This window comes from Enterococcus sp. DJ147D b (assembly GCF_058216655.1).
This window is the reverse complement of sequence record NZ_CM177104.1, coordinates 960,770-980,542: the sequence shown is the minus strand read 5'-3', so window position 1 is coordinate 980,542 and position 19,773 is coordinate 960,770. Positions and strand designations below refer to the sequence as shown.

19 protein-coding genes and 1 other annotated feature are annotated in these 19,773 nt (G+C 37.2%); of the genes, 2 read left to right on the top strand and 17 right to left on the bottom strand.

What is annotated here, in order from left to right; genetic code table 11:
• Positions 1–58: 58 nt before the first annotated feature.
• From rseP to rpsB, 7 genes are all read right to left on the bottom strand, one after another.
• The gene (gene rseP, locus AC4BD1_RS04770; RefSeq protein ID WP_206909692.1) at positions 59–1,327 is read right to left on the bottom strand and encodes an RIP metalloprotease RseP; all 1,269 of its coding nucleotides are present in this window, start codon (positions 1,325–1,327) and stop codon (positions 59–61) included.
• Between the two features lie 347 nt (positions 1,328–1,674).
• Positions 1,675–2,475, bottom strand: coding sequence for a phosphatidate cytidylyltransferase (locus AC4BD1_RS04765; protein WP_490467140.1), 801 nt, complete (start codon positions 2,473–2,475; stop codon positions 1,675–1,677).
• The gene (gene uppS, locus AC4BD1_RS04760) at positions 2,472–3,284 is read right to left on the bottom strand and encodes an undecaprenyl pyrophosphate synthase (RefSeq protein WP_206909689.1); all 813 of its coding nucleotides are present in this window, start codon (positions 3,282–3,284) and stop codon (positions 2,472–2,474) included. The genes AC4BD1_RS04765 and uppS overlap by 4 nt, the downstream gene beginning before the upstream one ends.
• Before the next feature lie 190 nt (positions 3,285–3,474).
• Positions 3,475–4,032, bottom strand: coding sequence for a ribosome recycling factor (gene frr / locus AC4BD1_RS04755; RefSeq protein WP_206899827.1), 558 nt, complete (start codon positions 4,030–4,032; stop codon positions 3,475–3,477).
• Between the two features lie 2 nt (positions 4,033–4,034).
• Entirely contained in the window at positions 4,035–4,757 is a 723-nt protein-coding gene (gene pyrH, locus AC4BD1_RS04750; RefSeq protein ID WP_206899828.1) for a UMP kinase, read from the bottom strand.
• A gap of 139 nt (positions 4,758–4,896) precedes the next feature.
• Positions 4,897–5,778, bottom strand: a complete 882-nt coding sequence (gene tsf / locus AC4BD1_RS04745; RefSeq protein ID WP_206909687.1) for a translation elongation factor Ts — start codon at positions 5,776–5,778, stop codon at positions 4,897–4,899.
• Positions 5,779–5,877: 99 nt separating this feature from the next.
• On the bottom strand, positions 5,878–6,660 hold the full coding sequence (rpsB, locus tag AC4BD1_RS04740) for a 30S ribosomal protein S2 (protein ID WP_067484207.1): 783 nt from the start codon (positions 6,658–6,660) through the stop codon (positions 5,878–5,880).
• 353 nt (positions 6,661–7,013) lie between these two features.
• Between rpsB and AC4BD1_RS04735 the strand changes: the two genes are divergently transcribed.
• Positions 7,014–7,484 carry an arginine repressor gene (locus tag AC4BD1_RS04735; protein WP_206909684.1) on the top strand — a complete coding sequence of 157 codons (471 nt, stop codon included), beginning with the start codon at positions 7,014–7,016 and terminating at the stop codon, positions 7,482–7,484.
• An 86-nt stretch (positions 7,485–7,570) separates the two neighbouring features.
• Here AC4BD1_RS04735 and argS read toward each other — a convergent pair whose 3' ends face one another.
• The 4 genes from argS to arcA form a co-directional block, all read right to left on the bottom strand.
• Complete coding sequence (argS, locus tag AC4BD1_RS04730; protein ID WP_490467138.1) at positions 7,571–9,262, bottom strand: arginine--tRNA ligase; 1,692 nt, start codon at positions 9,260–9,262, stop codon at positions 7,571–7,573.
• 75 nt (positions 9,263–9,337) lie between these two features.
• Positions 9,338–9,552 (bottom strand) — a binding site (T-box leader).
• Between the two features lie 152 nt (positions 9,553–9,704).
• Positions 9,705–10,652: a carbamate kinase gene (gene arcC / locus AC4BD1_RS04725; protein WP_206899840.1), complete on the bottom strand. Its 948-nt coding sequence runs from the start codon at positions 10,650–10,652 to the stop codon at positions 9,705–9,707.
• A 101-nt stretch (positions 10,653–10,753) separates the two neighbouring features.
• Positions 10,754–11,773, bottom strand: coding sequence for an ornithine carbamoyltransferase (gene argF, locus AC4BD1_RS04720; protein WP_206909680.1), 1,020 nt, complete (start codon positions 11,771–11,773; stop codon positions 10,754–10,756).
• A gap of 111 nt (positions 11,774–11,884) precedes the next feature.
• Entirely contained in the window at positions 11,885–13,114 is a 1,230-nt protein-coding gene (gene arcA / locus AC4BD1_RS04715) for an arginine deiminase (RefSeq protein ID WP_206899841.1), read from the bottom strand.
• Between the two features lie 471 nt (positions 13,115–13,585).
• Here arcA and AC4BD1_RS04710 point away from each other — a divergent pair, with 471 nt between their 5' ends.
• Positions 13,586–14,296, top strand: a complete 711-nt coding sequence (locus AC4BD1_RS04710) for a Crp/Fnr family transcriptional regulator (protein ID WP_206909679.1) — start codon at positions 13,586–13,588, stop codon at positions 14,294–14,296.
• A gap of 55 nt (positions 14,297–14,351) precedes the next feature.
• On the opposite strand, the gene tsaD is transcribed toward AC4BD1_RS04710, so the two are convergent.
• The 6 genes from tsaD to galT all read right to left on the bottom strand — a co-directional run bounded on the left by tsaD (position 14,352) and on the right by galT (position 19,765).
• Positions 14,352–15,362 carry a tRNA (adenosine(37)-N6)-threonylcarbamoyltransferase complex transferase subunit TsaD gene (gene tsaD / locus AC4BD1_RS04705; protein ID WP_490467137.1) on the bottom strand — a complete coding sequence of 337 codons (1,011 nt, stop codon included), beginning with the start codon at positions 15,360–15,362 and terminating at the stop codon, positions 14,352–14,354.
• Positions 15,359–15,826 (bottom strand): ribosomal protein S18-alanine N-acetyltransferase, encoded by a 468-nt coding sequence (gene rimI / locus AC4BD1_RS04700; protein ID WP_206909677.1) that lies wholly within the window; start codon positions 15,824–15,826, stop codon positions 15,359–15,361. The genes tsaD and rimI (AC4BD1_RS04700) overlap by 4 nt, the downstream gene beginning before the upstream one ends.
• 6 nt (positions 15,827–15,832) lie before the next feature.
• Complete coding sequence (gene rimI / locus AC4BD1_RS04695; RefSeq protein WP_490467136.1) at positions 15,833–16,375, bottom strand: ribosomal protein S18-alanine N-acetyltransferase; 543 nt, start codon at positions 16,373–16,375, stop codon at positions 15,833–15,835.
• The gene (tsaB, locus tag AC4BD1_RS04690) at positions 16,359–17,081 is read right to left on the bottom strand and encodes a tRNA (adenosine(37)-N6)-threonylcarbamoyltransferase complex dimerization subunit type 1 TsaB (protein ID WP_490467135.1); all 723 of its coding nucleotides are present in this window, start codon (positions 17,079–17,081) and stop codon (positions 16,359–16,361) included. Before tsaB ends, rimI (AC4BD1_RS04695) begins: the two co-directional genes overlap by 17 nt.
• Before the next feature lie 194 nt (positions 17,082–17,275).
• Positions 17,276–18,256 carry a LacI family DNA-binding transcriptional regulator gene (locus AC4BD1_RS04685; protein ID WP_490467134.1) on the bottom strand — a complete coding sequence of 327 codons (981 nt, stop codon included), beginning with the start codon at positions 18,254–18,256 and terminating at the stop codon, positions 17,276–17,278.
• Between the two features lie 24 nt (positions 18,257–18,280).
• Positions 18,281–19,765, bottom strand: a complete 1,485-nt coding sequence (gene galT, locus AC4BD1_RS04680) for a UDP-glucose--hexose-1-phosphate uridylyltransferase (RefSeq protein ID WP_490485889.1) — start codon at positions 19,763–19,765, stop codon at positions 18,281–18,283.
• Between the last annotated feature and the right edge of the window lie 8 nt (positions 19,766–19,773).

Here is a 19,773-nt window from a genome sequence, read left to right as displayed (position 1 = left end):
CTCCTTTAATCCTCAAAATAGTTATCGCTTGTTATTATACCCTATTTGTCAACTCTAGTTAAAAAAAGAATCGTTGAATATCATTCCATGTTACTAAAACCATCAATAGCATCAAGAAGCCGAACCCAATCAAAGTTAAGATGCCTTCTTTTTCTTGACTTAATGGTTTACCACGTACACCTTCAATGACATTTAAGACCAATTTACCGCCATCTAATGCTGGAATGGGTAATAAATTCACGATTCCCAAGTTCATTGAAAGCATCGCCATTAACCCAATAACAGTCATCATTCCTTGACTAGCTGCTTCAGAAGACAACTGGAACATCATCACCGGACCACCTAATTTATTCAAACTAAATCCTGTGAATAGTGATCCTAACGCTTTGAATATTTCTAATGAGCTACTGAAAGCTTGTCTCGTTCCACCCACGATTTTATCAATAAAACTAGTTTTCATTGGCGCTTGTATACCAAGTTGCCCCACTTCCTGCCCGTTGGATTCTACTGTTTTGGGTGTTACTTCGATTTCTTGAACTTTTCCATCACGTTGGACTTCAAAATTCAATTTTTTCCCTGGATTTGCAGTAATCTGACTTGTTAAATCAGTCCATGATGCAATTTTTTTATCATTAATACTTAAGATGTGGTCATTTTCTTTTAAACCAGCTACTTCAGCTGCGCCATCAGGAAGTACCGCGCCAATTTGATTCGTATTTGTTACCTGGACGCCTCCCTGCATGAATGCAAGCACAATGAACAAAAGAATCGCTAAAATGAAGTTATTCATTGGCCCAGCAAAGTTAGTTAACATGCGTTGCCATAATTTTGCCGATTGAAATTGAACATCTCTAGGTGCAATCCGAATTTCTGTTCCATCTGCCTCAATAATTGTAGCATCATGATCTACCGGATAGGTCACTGCTTCAGAATCATCGCCATTAACAAAGGCCGTAATCGTTAGCTCATCCTCTAGATCGTAACGAACAAGTTCTACTGGAATTCCATTCGTTAATTGAACTTTTTTACTTAAATTGATTTTCTCTACGACACCATCAGAATTGAGTGAAAGTGACAGTGGCATACCTGGAGCCATCTCTGTCTCATCGTCGCCATTACCTGCCATTCTTACATAACCACCAATCGGTAATAACCGAAGTGTATATGTCGTTCCATCTTTTGCTTGATGTCCATAAATTTTTGGACCCATACCAATTGCAAATTCTCGGACTAGGATTCCTGATCGTTTCGCAAAGAAGAAATGACCAAATTCGTGGACGATAACCAAAATACCAAAAACGATGACAAAAGTTAGAATCGTTTTCATAGTTTACTTCTCCTTTACTTTTTCTAGCATTATTCTAGTTTTTATGAAGATAAACAACATAATTTTACCACAGTCTGACACAGACACCAATAGCTACCTTTCGAAAACAAAAAAGAGTAGCGACAATACTCACTACTCTTTTCATTGGATCAAAAAAAATTTTTGATCGATTTAGAAATGATTTTACCTTACTACTTTCTAATTGGTGCTAAGTATTTGGAATCACAACTCTATCTACAGTATTCAAGAAGCAACTTCTTCAAAATAAGTCTATATTTCTCAAAAATTGAGGGAATAATTTCTAGCAATTTATTTTTATTAGAACTAAACACTTCTTCCACACTCTTTTAAATTACACCAAACAATTGCATGATTGGGAAAACAAATAGTAAACTGTCAAAACGATCTAAGATTCCACCATGACCCGGCAAGATATTTCCTGAATCTTTTACATCATAGTGACGCTTGATTGCTGACTCAACTAAATCACCAAACTGACCAACAACAGAGAAGACAATGGTTAACAACAACATAACTAGTGTTCCATGATTGAAGTATTCTTTTCCAGGGAATAACAAGAGATAGATCAATGCCACAACGAGTGCACTTACAATACCTCCCAGCGCTCCTTCAATTGTTTTATTTGGCGAAATTGCTGGAATCAATTTGTGCTGACCAAAGCGACGACCAAACATATAAGCACCGATGTCCGTTGCCCAAACAATAAACAAGCCAAATAGTAATACAACTAAACCTTCTGTTCGCGCATTCACGAAATTCTGGAACCCCATACCAACGTATAAACTTACAACCACGGGAAATCCAGCTTCATCAATAGTATACGTATTTTTTGAAACCACACTTGTTCCCAATAAAATCATTACAACAAAATAAAAAAGCATAAATGTACTTGTATTTTCTGGTAAAAAGAAAAACCACCGCTCTTTTGGTAACACCAGAAAAACCGCACCAATCGCAGATAAGATTCCTTCAAAACTTAATAACGTTAATCCTTTCATTCTAAACAGCTCGTAGACACCTACTACTGCTAGCAAAGCCCCTAACAATTCAACAGCCATTCCACCAATCCAAATGATTGGAATGAATAAAATTAAAGCAACGACAGCTGTGATCACTCGTTGTTTCATGATTGATCCTCCTCATTTTTATCCAATTTTTTTACGCCACCAAAGCGACGGTCACGATTTTGATAAGAAGCAATTGCTTCCTCCAAATGATTACCATCAAAATCTGGCCATAATGCTTTTGTAAAATAAAGTTCACTATAAGCAATTTGCCATAATAAGAAATTACTGATTCTTTCTTCTCCACTAGTCCGAATGACTAGTTCAGGATCTCGAAGTTCCTTTGGTAAGAACCCTGTCATCAAGTGATTCGCAATTATTTCTTCGTCAATTGCTTCAACAGCTAATTCTTGATTATTGATTTCAGTCGTAATCTCCTTCACTGCCGTCACTATTTCCGCTCGACTCCCATAATTCAATGCAAAGTTCAACACCATTCCAGTGTTTTCTTTAGTTTGATCGATTGCACGACGCACAGCATCTTGTGTGTGGCTTGGCAACACGTTTTCATACCCCATCACGTGGACTTTCACATTTTCCTTAATAAGTTCTGGCACGAATGTATCAAAAAAATCAACAGGCAATTGCATCAAAAAATTAACTTCATCCGTTGGTCGCTTCCAATTTTCAGTCGAAAATGCATAAAGGGTCAATACTTTCACACCCAGATTTGATGCTGCCTTCGTTACTTTTTTTACAGTTTCCATCCCTTCTTTGTGTCCTGCAATTCGAGGTAATCGGCGATTTTGTGCCCAACGACCGTTTCCATCCATGATGATGGCGATGTGTTGAGGAATCTTTCCCTCAGCGCTAAATTGAAACTCACTTTTTTCTTGAATATACTTGTTTTTTTGCGGAAAAAAACGTAACATTCTTTTCCCTCCTATGCTTAAAATTCCCACTATCCTACACATTATAGCAATATCTCTTTCTATTTCCTATGAAATCCTGATTTTTTCCAAAAAATTTGTTTATTTTTTTGAAAATTTTTAAGTTTCCATCAAAAAAGGAGTAGCAAAATCAATCTTGATTTTGCTACTCCTTTTGAAAAAAATTGGAAGACTAAACTTCTAGTAATTCTTTTTCTTTTTCACCAGCAATTTTATCTAGTTCTTTAATGCTGTCATCAGTCAATGCTTGAACATCTTTTTCTAGTCCGCGCAAATCATCTTCTGTAATGTCACCATTTTTTTGTTGTTTTTTGTAGGCATCCATCGCATCACGACGAATATTACGAATAGCGATTTTTGCATTTTCTGCTTCTTTTTTAACATCTTTCGCTAATTCTTTACGACGTTCTTCCGTTAATTGCGGGATAACTAAACGAATAACATTTCCATCATTCGTTGGGCTGATACCAATGTCGCTTGCCATGATCGCCTTCTCTACATCTTGAAGAATACTTTTATCAAAAGGCGTGATCATCAATACACGAGCTTCTGGAATTTGGATTGATGCCATTTGGTTCAATGGTGTTGGTGCACCATAGTAATTAACTGTGATTCGGTCTAATAAACTTGCATTCGCGCGTCCAGCACGGATTTGTCCAAGTTCACGTTGTAAACTTTGTGCTGCTTTTTCCATTTTCTCTTTTGCTTCTGCCATAATTGCATCTGCCATCTTTATTTCCCCCTTACAGTAGTTCCAATATTTTCGCCTAAAATTGCACGGCGGATATTTCCATGTTCATTTAGATTGAAGACAACTAATGGGATATCATTATCCATACTTAATGAGCTTGCTGTTGAATCCATTACTTGCAATCCCTTAGCAATCACTTCCAAGTGAGTTAATTCTTCAAACTTAACTGCATTTGCATCAACTTTTGGATCTGCAGAATAAACACCATCTACATTATTTTTAGCCATTAAAATAACATCAGCGCCAATTTCAGCTGCGCGCAATGCTGCCGTTGTATCCGTTGAGAAGTAAGGATTACCTGTCCCCCCAGCAAAAATAACAATGCGTCCTTTTTCCAAATGACGTTCTGCTTTACGACGAATGTATGGTTCTGCGATTTGACGCATTTCGATCGAAGTTTGTACACGTGTCGGTACACCAACGTTTTCTAATGTATCTTGTAAGGCTAAAGCGTTCATAACAGTCGCTAACATGCCCATGTAATCAGCTTGCGCACGTTCCATACCCATTTGAGCACCTGTTTGTCCGCGCCAGATGTTTCCGCCTCCTACAACGATTGCCATTTCAACGCCTAACTCGTGGACTTCTTTGATTTCTTGAATAATTTCTTTAATGACTGGAGGTTTAATTCCAAATCCTTCATCTCCAGCTAAAGCTTCACCACTTAATTTTAAGACTACACGTTGATATTTTGGTGTGACCATGTTCATTCCTCCAATGTTTTCTATTGCCATTTTACCATAATTAGTTGATTTAGCCATTAAATGCTTGCATTTTTTGGCATTTGCCTAAAAAAAGGGAGCGCACAATAGTGTGCGTTCCCATCTGTTTTATTCAACAGAATTATTTTTTCACTTGGCTCATAACTTCTTCTACAAAGTTATCTTCGCGTTTTTCGATTCCTTCGCCAACTTCAAAACGAACAAATGATTTAACAGTTGCGCCTTTAGAAGCTACGAATTTTTCAACAGTCATATCAGGATCTTTAACGAAAGGTTGGTCAACCAAAGCGATTTCTGCTTTGAATTTTTTCAAGCGACCTTCCACCATTTTGTCAACGATGTTAGCAGGTTTGCCTTCGTTTAATGCTTGTTCAGTTAGAACAGTTCTTTCATGTTCTAATTCTTCAGCAGGGATTTGTGATTCATTTACATAACGAGGGTTGATAGCAGCAACGTGCATAGCAACGTCACGAGCAACTGAATCATCAGTTGTACCATCTAGAACTGTCAATACAGCAATACGTCCGCCCATGTGTAAGTAACCACCAAATGCAGCGTTATCTTCTTTTTCAACTACTTCAAAACGACGGAAGCTGATTTTTTCTCCGATAACTTGTGTAGCTTCGATTAATTCAGACTCGATTGTACCTTTTTCAGTTTTGATTTGCATTGCAGCTTCCATGTCAGCTGGTTTGTTTTCAGCAACTAATTCTGCAATTTCTTTTACTAAATCTTGGAACATTTCGTTTTTAGAAACGAAGTCAGTTTCTGAGTTAACTTCAACGATTGCTGCAGTGTTACCTTTAACAGCAACTGCTGCTAAACCTTCAGCTGCAATACGATCATTTTTCTTAGCTGCTTTAGCCATTCCTTTTTCACGTAAAAGATCAACTGCTTTTTCAATGTCGCCTTCTACTTCTACTAATGCTTTTTTCGCATCCATCATACCTACGCCAGTCATGTCGCGTAGTTCTTTTACCATTTTAGCTGTAACGTCTGCCATTTTATAGTCCTCCTAGTAGTGTTTTTCTTTAAAAAAAGCTGTTTCAAAGGAGAGTGAGGCTTGTCGCCTAGCCTTTGAAACAGCTCCATCATTCAAAAATTATTCTGCTGAAGAGTTGTCGCCTTCAACAACATCAACGATTTCTTCGATTGATGTTGCATTGTTTTCTGCTACAAAATCTTCTTCAACCACTTGGTCTTCACCTTGGTTTCCTTCGATAAATGCATCAGCCATTTTTGAAGTGATCAATTTAACGGCACGAATTGCATCGTCATTTGAAGGGATTACTACATCGATTTCATCTGGATCGCAGTTTGTATCAACCATAGCTACGATTGGGATATTTAATTTATGAGCTTCTTGAACAGCAATACGTTCTTTACGAGGGTCAACGATGTACATTACATCTGGGATTCTTGGCATATCAGCGATACCACCTAAGAATTTTTCAAGACGTTCGCGTTCTTTGTTCAAACCAGCAACTTCTTTTTTAGGTAGAACTTCAAAAGTTCCATCAGCTTCCATTGCATTGATTTGTTTCAAACGGCTAATACGTTTTTGGATTGTATCCCAGTTAGTCAATGTTCCACCTAACCAACGGTGGTTTACAAAGTATTGACCTGCACGAGTTGCTTCTTCTTTGATTGCTTCTTGTGCTTGTTTTTTAGTACCTACGAATAATGCTACGCCGCCTTCTTCAGCAACGTTTTTCATGTAATCATAAGCTGCATCTACTAATTTAACTGTTTTTTGTAAGTCAATGATGTAGATACCATTTCTTTCTGTGAAGATATATTTCTTCATTTTTGGGTTCCAGCGACGTGTTTGGTGACCAAAGTGTACGCCGGCTTCTAGTAATTGTTTCATAGAAATTACTGCCATTTTGTGTTTCCTCCAATTAGGTTTTTATTTTCCTCTTCTTGTCTTCAAACTTGCCAGCAAACTTTTACAAGCACCTACCGACAATCCAACAAAAATGTGGATTTATTGATGCAAAAAAGCATCCTTGGTTATTATACAGATAAAGTTTATCTATAGCAATAAGAAAAAGAAGTTTTCTGCTCAACATTCATTAGTTTAACGGAAGAAGCTGATTTTTTCAAGTAAAATTCTTACTTCCACTTGAATTTTCTACTATGACTTCCTATTTAACTCTTTCGATTAAAAAATGCAGGTGGGCAATCCTAGCTTTTTTTGTTATGATACGGATGAAATCTTTTGTAAAGGAGAAAACGATGCGAAAAGCCGACCGACATTTATTGATTAAACAGATTATTGAAGAGTTTCCCATTCGAACACAAGAAGATTTATTAACGAGATTAGGTGACTATCAGGTAACCGCAACGCAAGCAACGATTTCTCGCGATATTCGCGATTTAAAAATCGTCAAGGCACCTGATGCTGATGGTCTTTCCCGCTTTGTTTTATTTCATGGTGAAGACGATGACGAAACAAAAAATGAAGAAGAACAACGTTTAATTCGTATGATTGAAGAAATCGTACTAAAAGTCGAACGTGTCCACTTTTTGACAATCATCGGTACCTTACCAGACAATGCGCATTTATTTGCTTCCATCTTAGATGACATCAAGCCACCGCATATGCTTAGCACCATTGCTGGATTTGATACAGTCATCGTACTTTCTGAATCAGAAGAAGATGCCAAGAAAATCGAGTTGTATTTTAAAAAGCACTTATTACATTGATAATCAAAAAAGCAACAGACTTCAAACTTTACATTTGAGTCTGTTGCTTTTTATTTTTGTTTTCGATTCTAAGAAAAATAGTTCAATTACATTTTATCTGGTGCGTGTAAGCCAAGTAAACGTAAATCTTCTTTCAATAGAACAGCTACTGCATAAACAAGTGCTAGACGAGATTCTTTTTGGCCATCATCAGCCAAAATCTTTGTATGTGCATAGTATTTGTTAAATGCTTGAGCTAATTTGATTGCATGTTTTGCAATAATTGAAGGTTCGTATTTTTCGCCAGCAGATAAAACAGTTTCTGGATATTTTTGAACCAACTTGATCACTTCCCAGCTGCTTTCATCATTTAATGCATAATGTGTATCAGCTGACGGAACAAAGTTTGCTTTTTCAAGTAAGCTCATTGCGCGAGCATGTGTGTATTGAACGTAAGGTCCTGTTTCGCCTTCGAAACGTACAACTTCTTCTAAGTTAAAGTCGAAAGTATTCAAACGATCATTTTTCAAATCATGGAAAATTACTGCGCCAACACCCACTTGTTTAGCAACGATGTCTTTGTTTTCCAAGTCTGGATTTTTTTCGCTAATTTGTTCTTTTGCAGAATCGATTGCTTCATTTAAGACTTCTTCAAGTAAGACAATTTTGCCTTTACGTGTGGATAATTTTTTACCGCCTTGGGTAATCAACCCAAATGGAATGTGATGCATTTCATCTGACCAATCAAACCCAAGTTCTTTCAAAACAGCTTTTAATTGTTTAAAGTGATAGCTTTGTTCATTCCCAACAACGTATAAAGATTGTGCAAAATCATACGTACGTTTGCGGTAAAGTGCCGCAGCCAAATCACGAGTGATATAAAGTGTTGCACCATCTGATTTTTTGATCAAGGCAGGATTTAAATCATAAGCAGTTAGATCAACGATTTCTGCACCTTTATCTTCTTTTAATAAATGTTTTTCTTCTAAAAGTTCTACGACTTCATCCATCTTATCATTATAGAATGCTTCACCATTCAGTGAATCAAAACGAACTTCTAGCAAATCATAGATTTTATTGAATTCCTTCATTGATTCATCACGGAACCATTGCCATAATTCAATGGCTTCTGCATCGCCTTCTTCTAGACGTTTAAACCAAGAACGTGCTTCATCATTTAATTCTGGTTCAGTTTCGGCTACTTCATGGAACTTCACATAAAGACGTAATAATTCATTGATTGGTTCAGCTTTGACCGCTTCTTCTGAACCCCACTTTTTGTAAGCAACGATCAATTTACCAAATTGTGTTCCCCAGTCACCTAAGTGATTGATCCGAATGGGTTGATACCCAATTTTTTCTAAAATAAAACCAATTGAGTTTCCGATAACTGTCGAACGTAAGTGTCCCATTGAGATTGGTTTAGCAATATTTGGTGAAGACATATCGATTGGTACCGTACCTTGATTACCAATTGTGCTATCACCATAATGTGCTTGTTGTTCTACTACTGCTTGTAGTACAGCTTGGCTAATCGCTTTTTTATTCATAAAGAAGTTTAAGTATGGTCCAACCACTTCGATTTTTTCAAAGTTTTCTGGTGCAATTTTTTCAGCTAAATCTGCTGCAATTTGTTGTGGTGCTTTACGATAGATTTTTGCTAATGAAAAAGCTGGAAAAGCAACATCCCCATGATCAGCTGATTTTGGATTTTCTAATAATTGTTGTACTTGTTCAAGTGTCAAGTCGTCTTTCACTACATCATAAACGGCTTTTGCAACTAAGTCTTTGTTATTCATTTAAGTTCCTCCTAAATTTTCCATGATTGTTGAAGACAATAAAAAAAGTCTCTAGCAATCACAATTACTGTGATTGCTAGAGACGAGATTACCCGCGGTACCACTCCAGTTGTCTTATCCACTAAGACCCACTCAATCTGTTATCGGTAGATGACCGTCCGCTTTGATTCACTCAAAGGCAGAAATTCTCCAAGTGCGCTTCGTTGTGTTTTCTTCATTCGGCTCCCACCAATCACCCGAACTCGCTCAGCAAGAATCAGCACAAGTACTCTCTTGTTCAACAAATCATAAAAGTATTAAACTGTTTTGAATTATAACAGAAAAAAACATTTCTGGCTAGCTCCTTTATAAAAAAAACCGCCCAGATGGTCTAAAGGAGAAGAAACTCCACCTGGGCAAAAATAGCTATAAATCATTTCGTTTACACGAAAGACTTAACAAATTAATCAGCAACAACAATCGTTCCTTCTTCAGATGCCAATAAGTTTTCAATGTTTTCTAAAGAAGTGATGATTGCTTTTGCTTTTGGTCGAGCTTCTACAAATTGAATAGCTGCTTCAACTTTTGGCAGCATACTACCAGGAGCAAATTGATCTTCACTGATATATTGTTTCATTTCTGAAATGGTTACAGTTTCCAATTTCTTTTGATCAGGTTTTTGATAGTTGACATAAACATTGTCCACGCCAGTTAAAACAATCAATAGATCAGCATCAATGATTTCTGCCAATTTTTCTGAAGCAAAGTCTTTATCGATTACTGCTTCACGACCTTCTAAGCCTGTTGCTGTTTCAACTACTGGAATGCCACCACCACCAACAGAAACAGTAACTACACCTTGATCAACCAACGCTTCGATTACACGCGCTTCTTTGATTGAAATTGGTTTTGGTGAAGCAACTACTTTACGCCAACCACGACCAGCGTCCTCTTTAAACGTGACATTTGAATCTGCTTTCATTTGTGCAGTAGCTTCTTCTTCTGAATAGAATGGACCAATTGGTTTTGTTGGATTTTTGAAAGAAGGATCGTTTTCATCTACGATAACTTGTGTGACTAATGAAACGACATCTTTGTCAATACCTTTTTGTTTCAACACTTCACCCATTGCATTTTGTAACCAATAGCCAATAGAACCTTCTGTCATTGCAACACAAGTATCTAATGGCATTGCTGGTGTTTTCTCCGAATCAGCTGCTTGTTGTTGGATCAATAAGTTACCAACTTGTGGGCCATTTCCATGAGAAATGATCAACTCGTCACCTTGTTCAATAAATTTCACTAAGTATTTTGCTGTTTCCATCAATGCTTCTTGCTGTGCTTTTGCACTTGCATCAGTTGATAAAATCGCGTTACCGCCTAAAGCGACAACTACTTTTCGATTTGCCATATTATTCGCCCTTTCTTCAGACAATGTTAATCAATGACAAAACGAGGCAGCAAGCACTCGCGTCCTCTGCCTCGTTTTGTACATGAGATGAATGTGGTTTATTAAACGCGAGGGATAAACAAGTTGCCTAATGTTGCAGCCATAATTGCTTTGATTGAGTGCATACGATTTTCAGCTTGTTCAAATTGACGTGCATATTTGCTACGGAAGACTTCGTCTGTTACTTCCATTTCAGTAATACCAAAGCGTTCTTTCATTTGTTCACCGTAAACAGTGTTCGTATCATGGAATGCTGGTAAGCAATGCAAGAAAATCAAACGATCTGTATTATGTGTTTTTTCAACCATTTCCATGTTGATTTGGTAAGGTTTCAACAGTTTGATGCGTTCTTCAAATTTGTCTTCTTCACCCATTGATACCCATACGTCTGAATAAAGTACGTCAACACCGTCAACACCTTTATCAACATCGTCAGTAATCATTAGTTTTGCACCTGATTTAGCTGCAAAGCCTTCTGCTAATTTCACGATTTCTTCTTCTGGTTGTAATTCTTTCGGTGCAACGATACGCATGTTTGTTCCTAAAATAGCACCAGTTACTAATAATGAGTTCGCCATATTGTTACGGCCATCACCACAGTAAGCAACAGTGATTCCTTCAACTTTTCCGAAGTTTTCTTGGATTGTTAAGAAATCGGCAATCATTTGAGTTGGATGCCATTCGTCAGTTAAACCATTCCAAACTGGAACGCCTGAGAATTCAGCAAGTTCTTCAACCATTTTTTGACTGAAACCACGGAATTCAATTCCGTCAAACATACTACCCAATACTTTAGCTGTATCTTCTGTTGATTCTTTTTTGCCTAATTGGATATCATTTGCGCCTAAGTATTCTGGATGAGCACCTAAGTCAATCGCAGCAGTTGTAAAAGCTGCACGTGTACGTGTAGAAGTTTTTTCAAATAATAAAGCAATGTTTTTACCTTCTAAGTAATGATGTGGAATGCCACGTTTTTTCAAATCTTTTAAATGTTGAGAGAAATCAATCAAATATTGTAACTCTTCTTTAGTAAAATCTTTTTCTGCTAATAAGCTTCTTCCTTGAAATACTGATTCTTTCATAATAAAACATTCTCCTTTAGTTTGTTTTTATAATTTAAGACGGAATTTCATTGATTTAAGAGGAAATCCCAGCGACAGCTGACAGTAGGACTATCGCTGGAAAATTCAAACTTATTTCAAATCTTCACGTACAAGTGGTTGGCTCATGCAACGTGGACCACCACGACCACGAGACAATTCACTTGAATTGATTTCCAACACTTTGATACCGTAGCTTCTTAGTAATTCATTTGACACATAGTTACGGTTATATGTGACAACCACACCTGGTGCAATAGCTAACGTATTTGAGCCATCATTCCATTGTTCACGTGGCGCAACAATTGCATCGCCATTACCAGTTGGAATCAAGACTAAATCATCTAATCCTAAAGCATCTTTCAATGTTGCATGTAGATCATCTGAGTGAGTGATCTTGATGTCATCACCATCTGGAACAATTGTATAGACATCGATTTTTCCGTTTTTACTTTGAATTGCTGGATGGATTGTAAATTTATCATAGTCAACCATGGTAAATACTGTATCCAAGTGCATCATGGCACGATTATTAGGGATCTTGATTGCTAGAACTTTTTCAAATCCTGAGTTTTTAGCGAACAAGCGACGTGCCATTGTTTCTAAAGCTTTTGCATTGGTTCTTTGTGAGATCCCTACTGCGACAACTTTATCACTTAAAACTAGTTCATCTCCACCTTCAATATGTTCAGTAGTATCACGATCTAACCAAACTTCGACACCTTTATTTGCAAAGCGTGGATGATGATTCAAAATATACTCAGTGAACATTGATTCACGACGACGTGCCTCAAAAGTCATACGATTGACAGTCATCCCATTTCCGATTGATGCGGAAGGATCTCTTGTAAAGTATAGGTTTGGCATTGGGTCCATGTAGAATGGATATTCATCGTCTGCTGATAAGTCGTACAAGCTGTTTGAACGAACTTCGATGTCCTTTGTACGAACACCTGCCATAATTTTATCTACCATTTCTTGTGTTTCCATTGATAGAAGGAACTCATGAAGACCATCTCTCACAGCATTTGATGCAATGTGCGATTCGTCTAACATTTTGTTTAGGAATTGCTCTTTCACATTGCCTGCATCAATTGCTTCTGCAGCGAGTTTTTCTAAATAAAGTGTTTCAACGCCTTCATTTTGTAACGTCTTAGCAAATAAGTCATGTTCCTCTTGAGCAATTGGAAGATATGGAATGTCATCAAATAATAGACGATCCATAATATCTGGTGTCAAGTTTTCAACTTCCTGTCCAGGCCGTTTTAACAAAACGGTTTTTAACTTCCCTATTTCAGAGAAAACGTGAATTGGTTTATCCATGTTGTGTTGCCTCCTTCGTTTTGATTACATGTATAGAATACCGTCATTTTGTAACCCTTTTCATAATTTCTTTGCATTTAAAACGAGAGATCCTTCACGTTAATATTCCGTTATTAAATAATTAAACGTTTTTCTTCATTTTATTAAGTTTTATTCATTCTTTACAGGTAAAAACACTCTAAAAAAAATATTTATTCATCAAAAAAATATTTTTGAATATAATAAATTTATTGAAATAATAACGTTGTTAGCGTTTACTTATTAAGCAATATCTTTTTTTATGCAATATATCTTAAACTAAGTCACTAATATTCATTTATGTGGATTATTAATGAATATTTTCTCTTTAATAACAAATTTTTTTATCTATCCACTAATTTACCGTTTAATTACCGTTATTTCTTTGCCTTTACAAATCAAGTGAAAAACGGGACAATGGTAGTAGTGAAGAAATAAGGAGAGAGGTTTGACATGCGAATAACTAAAATTGATTACCATTTTTCCAAATTACGATATCAACCAGACTTCATGCATTTTACTGACGAAGAATTTCAATTGATCAAGGAACATACTGTCCTTCGTTCCTATAAAAAAGGACAGATTCTTTTTGATGAAGGCGATGAACGTCAACGCTTCTATATTTTAACAACAGGACTCGTTCGTCTTGAACGTTATGATGAAAGTGCCACTTATTACTACTATGACTATGTAAATGCGAGCACCTTATTTCCTATGGCAGGAATCTTTGAAGCACAATCCTATGCTTATACTGCACAAGCAATGACAGACATCGATACATTTTATTTACCCGTGAGCATTTATGAGAAACTTGCGCGAAACAATTCTGAACAACTGATTGCACTTATTCATAAAATTTCAAAAGTTGTTGAGATGCATGAATTACGAATTCAAATTGGCTTAACTTCCAGTGCGTTTGATCGAGTAAAACAAAATTTATTTATTTTAAAAGAAGAGCTCGGTGTTCCAACAGAAGATGGACACATTTGTATTCCTTATCCAATCACCCTAAAAGAGTTAGCTGTTAATAGCGGAACTACCAGAGAAACTGCTGGCCAAGTCATCAAACAATTGCGCGATAGCGGATTACTTGACTATCGAAAAAAACAATTTACTTTTTGTAAAACCGCCGTCACTCCTGCTTTAAGAGATACCGATGAATAAAAAAGAAAAAAGTAGCAAACAACATTCAAGTTGTTTGCTACTTTTTTTATCATTTTTACAGAACTAAACTAGGGTCTGCGTTCAATTTTAATTCAGCAACAATTCCCTTTTGTCGTTCAACATGTGCTGCTGCACCAATCATTGCTGCATTATCTCCACATAAACGTAGTGGGGGGATAATCAATTCAACTTCTGGCATTTCTTCCGCTAACGCTGTGGTTAATCCTTCGCGAAGCCCTTGATTAGCTGCAACACCTCCAGCAACAACTAATTGTTTTACTGGAAATTCTTTGCATGCGCGTAATGTTTTAGTCACCAGTACCTCTACAACACTCGCTTGGAAACTAGCAGCTAAATCATTTTTATCTAGCTCTTCTCCACGCTGTTCTGCATTATGAACTAAGTTAATGAATGCACTTTTCAAACCACTAAAACTAAAATCATAGTTTGCTTCGTGGATCATCGCTCTTGGAAAATGATAATTATCTTTTCCTTGATGCGCTAATTCATCAATTTCTTTTCCACTAGGATAAGTCAACCCAAGGACACGCCCAACTTTGTCATAAGCTTCCCCAGCTGCATCATCGCGTGTTTCTCCAATAATTTCATAAGAGCCGTCTTCTTGCATATAAACAAGTTCCGTATGTCCGCCACTAACAAGTAAAGCGATTAGCGGAAATTCAAATGGTTTAATAAATCGTGCAGCATAGATATGCCCCGCCATGTGATTGACGGGAATCAAAGGTAAGTTATTTGCCCATGCAAATGCTTTAGCAGCAGAGATACCAATTAATAAAGACCCAACTAATCCCGGTCCGTAGGTAACTGCCACTGCAGAAATTTCAGCTACTGTTACCTTCGCCTCAGTCAATGCTTCGTCAATACAAAGCGTGATCTGTTCTACGTGATGTCTGCTAGCGACTTCTGGTACGACACCGCCAAAGCGCTTATGACTATTTATTTGCGATGCAACAATATTTGACAAGATTTTTGTCCCATCTTCTACGACAGCAACACTTGTTTCGTCACAACTTGATTCAATCGCAAGAATCAATTCTCTATTCATTTTATCGTCTCCGTCTTTAACTTTGTACTCATTATAAAGGCATCTTCTACTGGTTGATGGTAATAAGATTTACGAATGCCCAACACTCGAAATTTTTCTGATTCATACAGGCATTTTGCCCTCTCATTTGATTGACGAACTTCTAGAAAAACTTGAAACACATCATTCGCTTTTTCTTGCTGGATCAACGCTTTCAACAATTGTCGCGCATACCCTTTTCCTTGGAAAGTTGAGTCTATTGCAATATTGGTGATTTCAACTTCATCTACTACACGGCTAAAACCCAAAAAACCAATGATTTCGTTTGCTTCAATCGCTATCAAATAGTCTGTATGAGGTTGCTGTAGATCTGCTAAAAACTGTGTTTTTGTCCATGGTGAACCATGTGTATACGCCTGATTACTAATCAACCAGAGCTTTTCTGCCAAGTCATTGTAATCAAATGCTGCTTTTTGATAAATCAACAATCTTCACTCTTTTTCTAAATTTTTTACCATGTCTAAGGCATCTTCATTATTTTCAGTATAATATCCTTTTTTGATGGTCCTTGATTCGAAACCCAGCTTTCGGTACAACTTTTGCGCATCTCTATTACCTACGCGAACTTCTAACGAAAGAGTCTCACAGCGATTCATTATAGCAAACTTTTCTATTTCGTCAATCAAGAACGAGCCAATACTTTTCCGCTGATAGCGAGACATCAATGCGATGTTTGTAATATGACAATCGGTTCCGATGATTCGTGAACCGATGAATCCCACTAGCGTCTCATTGATAAAGACACCTAAATATAGATGAATCAAAGGAGAACGAAATTCAGATATAAATGCGCTCCGCGTCCAAGGTAATTCACCAAGATAGACTTCTCTCTCGACTGTCAATAAATCCTTAATATCTGATATCGTCAATTGACGTATTTGATAAATGGCTTGATTTATTTCTAGCTCTTTAACAGGATAAAAAGATGATTCTCGGAACAAATTTTTCGTTAATTTTTTAAATTTTTTCAACATAACTTTCGGCTCCAGGCGTATGATTTTCTAGCCATTTTTCTTCCGCTTCTACCTTTTTTAAATAACGTGGTAAGAATGCTTGAACATCAGAGACAGGATCAGCTTGTGCTCCTAAATTTGCTAGCACAGTTCCATTCGGGATATCCCATTGAGGAATCAAATTGATTGTTGCTTCTGGTAAAGTTGCTTTTAATTCTGTTTCAAATTTTCGACAGTCGCTACCAACAAAATAAATAGATTGTTCAAGTGCTTTTAATTCTGTGAGTAGATCTTCTAGAGAGGAATGTTTGTCCTCAATCAACGTTTCTAAACGATTTTCTTTCCATTGATACGCTCCCGCGTAAACATTCTTACGTCTCGCATCAAAGAGTGGTACAATCACACCTTCGATATTCACACAGTTAGCTGCGACTGTTTTCAAACTAGAAATCCCCACCAACTCTTTTTTCATTGTATAGGCTAAAGTTTTTGCAGTCGTCACACCGATTCTCAAACCAGTATATGAACCTGGTCCATCAGAAACAGCAATGCGATCAATTGCTGTTGGCTCTAATTGAAGATCAGCAAATAATTGGTCAATTGCTGGCATCAAAGTAATGCTATGGTTTCGTTTGATGTTCGTTTGAATTTGTCCAAGAACTACATCATCCTCCACGATACCTATAGCTAAAGTTTGGTTTGCTGTATCAATTCCTAATGTAATCATGTTTTGGTTCCTTTCCGTTAACTATCGTTTCTTATTGTAGCACACTTTTTACGGAAACCTAGTCTGAGATAACAACAAAAAAACTAGCGATACTCCATAAGAACTACGGACAAACTCATCTATTGTAAACGTTACTTGATGAGTAGGTTCTTACACAAAATTTCGCTAGTTTTGATCATTAGCATTTCAATTGTTCATTCCGTTGATTCTCGAACGATCAAGTCTGTACCAACCACGATTTTTCTTGGAACGGGAGCTTCTGTTTGAATCAACTGTAAAATCGTCTCGACAGCAATCTCCCCCAACCATTCAGTATAAACTTTTACCGTTGATAACGCAGGTGTCACATACTTAGCTACACTACTGTCATTAAATCCGATGACTGCAATATCCTCAGGTACATGATAGCCACTCTCTTGAATTGCTTTTAACGCGCCAATTGCTAATGCATCATTTGCAGCAAATAAAGCATCTGGTTTTTCAATTGTTTCATCTAAAAATTGTTTGATTGCTAAATAACCTGCTTCCACCGAAAAATCGGCTTCAATTATAGCAAATGGTTTTTGTTCCGCGCTAGTCATGATTTGTTCAAAAGCTAGTCTTCTTGGATCACTCAATAGTTGACGATTTTTTTTAGTATATTCTTTCCCTGTTAGCATGGCGATTTTTTTAGCATGTAGTGACAGAAAATAATCGACTACTTTTTTTACGCTTGAGAAAAAATCGACGGTTAGCGAATCGATACCTACTGATGTCCCATCGGAATCAACTAAAAGTAATTTTGACTGAGATTTTTTCAACTCTGTTAACTGTTGCAAGTCGAATTTACCAACAGCAATTGTTCCATCAACTTCACGTTCACTAATAGAATCCCAAGTTTCTTTTAGCAAATCAACATTCAATTCTTCTGCCTTCTTCTCAATACCCAGACGGATCGCTAAATAATACAAATCTTCGAGTTCTTCGCTTTCATTGTGCCATTGAACCAATCGTAAAGTTGCTTGATTAGCCGAAAGACTTTTTTTATGTTTCGTATAGTTTAATTGCTCTGCTGCTTCGAAAACTTTCTGTTTGGTCGCTAGGCCTACTGAGAGTTCCGAATCATAATTCAAGACTCTTGAAACAGTCGCAGGAGAAACACCTGCTAACTGTGCAATATCTTTAATTGTTGCCATGATGTTTCCTCCTCACTGGATCAATTATAAATAATCAGTAAAACGAGCAAATGCTGCTTGTCCTTCTTCTGTCCGTTTAAACACACCCGCATCCTCTAACACCCGCAGGAATACTTGACCAACGGCTTCCTGCACGACTTCAGTCACACGATCAGCTATGATTGTATGAGTTGCCTGCAACTCATCTGCCCATTCACGATGATAATCAGCCAAGTGATTTTCTTGGTTCAACAAATATTTTTCCACTTCTTCAAGTTCTGTTTTTAATCGTGGCGGTAACACGGCTAATCCCATCACTTCAATCAAGCCGATGTTTTCTTTTTTGATATGCTGAACGTCCTTGTGTGGGTGGAAAATCCCATCCGGATGTTTTTCAGATACATTGTTGTCACGTAATACTAAATCTAATTCAAAGTAGCCATCTTTCCTACGAGCAATCGGAGTAATCGTGTGGTGTGCAGTCCCGTCAGCAGAATATGCTGAAACCTCGACGGACTCATCCGAGTAAGCTTGCCATTTTTCTAAAATAGTTGTTGCCGCATCTATAAGAAGTTCTTTGTCTGGTGATTGAAGACGAATCACCGACATTGGCCACTTCACGATTCCTGCAATGACTTGAGGATAATCGGTTAACTTGATCAAACGTTCCATTGGTGCTTTTGCCATAGGAAATTCATGTCGCCCTGCTTGATAATGATCATGAGATAAAATAGAACCACCTACAATTGGTAGATCTGCATTTGATCCCACAAAATAATGAGGTAACACTTCCGTGATCCGTAGCAATCGGCGGAAGGTGTCTCGATTGATTTGCATTGGACGATGATCTTCTGACAAAATAATTGAATGTTCATTGTAGTATGCATACGGCGAATACTGGAAACCCCAGCTTTCGCCATCTAGATTCATACGGATAATTCGATGGTTTGTTCTTGCAGGATAATTCAAACGTCCTCGATATCCCTCATTTTCCATACAAAGCAAACATTTTGGATAGTCTACTTTCACTGCTTCTCGTTCTGTAGCAATTTGCTTTGGATCTTTTTCAGGTTTCGATAAATTGATTGTAATTTCAAGATCTCCATAAGCAGTTTGTACGGGAAACTGAATATTTTTAGCAATCGCACGCGTTTTGATATAGTCATTTTGCTGACTTAACTGAAAGAAGTATTCCGTTGCTTCTTCAGGTGAATTAGCATAGTGCTGTGCAAAAAAAGCATTAACAACAGACGGCGGGGGCGTCAAAAAATCCATTAACTGCGCTTCAAATATTTCTTGTTCCGCAGGCAAATCTGAAATGACTTGATTATTCTTTGCTACTTGAACTAATTCTGCCAGCAAATCCACTGCAGGTACCGTTACTGGACGTGGTGTGACTTCTCCAGTTAACGCTTCTTCACCGATCAAACTTAATAGTCGATTTTGAAGATAAATTCGATCCATTTCCATAAAGCCACCAGAACCAATCGAAAGCGTTGCAAAGTCGCAAATTGTTTGACTGATAGACATATCACTTC

Coding starts and splice junctions, on each gene's coding strand:
- rseP (WP_206909692.1), bottom strand. CDS start 1,327: ATGAAAACGATTCTAACTTTTGTCATCGTTTTTGGTATTTTGGTTATC.
- frr (WP_206899827.1), bottom strand. CDS start 4,032: ATGGCAGATGCAATTATGGCAGAAGCAAAAGAGAAAATGGAAAAAGCA.
- arcC (WP_206899840.1), bottom strand. CDS start 10,652: ATGGCAAATCGAAAAGTAGTTGTCGCTTTAGGCGGTAACGCGATTTTA.
- argS (WP_490467138.1), bottom strand. CDS start 9,262: ATGAATAACAAAGACTTAGTTGCAAAAGCCGTTTATGATGTAGTGAAA.
- rimI (WP_490467136.1), bottom strand. CDS start 16,375: ATGTTGAAAAAATTTAAAAAATTAACGAAAAATTTGTTCCGAGAATCA.
- AC4BD1_RS04710 (WP_206909679.1), top strand. CDS start 13,586: ATGCGAATAACTAAAATTGATTACCATTTTTCCAAATTACGATATCAA.
- pyrH (WP_206899828.1), bottom strand. CDS start 4,757: ATGGTCACACCAAAATATCAACGTGTAGTCTTAAAATTAAGTGGTGAA.
- tsaB (WP_490467135.1), bottom strand. CDS start 17,081: ATGATTACATTAGGAATTGATACAGCAAACCAAACTTTAGCTATAGGT.
- galT (WP_490485889.1), bottom strand. CDS start 19,765: ATGTCTATCAGTCAAACAATTTGCGACTTTGCAACGCTTTCGATTGGT.
- AC4BD1_RS04685 (WP_490467134.1), bottom strand. CDS start 18,256: ATGGCAACAATTAAAGATATTGCACAGTTAGCAGGTGTTTCTCCTGCG.
- uppS (WP_206909689.1), bottom strand. CDS start 3,284: ATGTTACGTTTTTTTCCGCAAAAAAACAAGTATATTCAAGAAAAAAGT.
- arcA (WP_206899841.1), bottom strand. CDS start 13,114: ATGGATAAACCAATTCACGTTTTCTCTGAAATAGGGAAGTTAAAAACC.
- argF (WP_206909680.1), bottom strand. CDS start 11,773: ATGAAAGAATCAGTATTTCAAGGAAGAAGCTTATTAGCAGAAAAAGAT.
- AC4BD1_RS04735 (WP_206909684.1), top strand. CDS start 7,014: ATGCGAAAAGCCGACCGACATTTATTGATTAAACAGATTATTGAAGAG.
- tsaD (WP_490467137.1), bottom strand. CDS start 15,362: ATGAATAGAGAATTGATTCTTGCGATTGAATCAAGTTGTGACGAAACA.
- AC4BD1_RS04765 (WP_490467140.1), bottom strand. CDS start 2,475: ATGAAACAACGAGTGATCACAGCTGTCGTTGCTTTAATTTTATTCATT.
- tsf (WP_206909687.1), bottom strand. CDS start 5,778: ATGGCAGACGTTACAGCTAAAATGGTAAAAGAACTACGCGACATGACT.
- rpsB (WP_067484207.1), bottom strand. CDS start 6,660: ATGGCAGTAATTTCTATGAAACAATTACTAGAAGCCGGCGTACACTTT.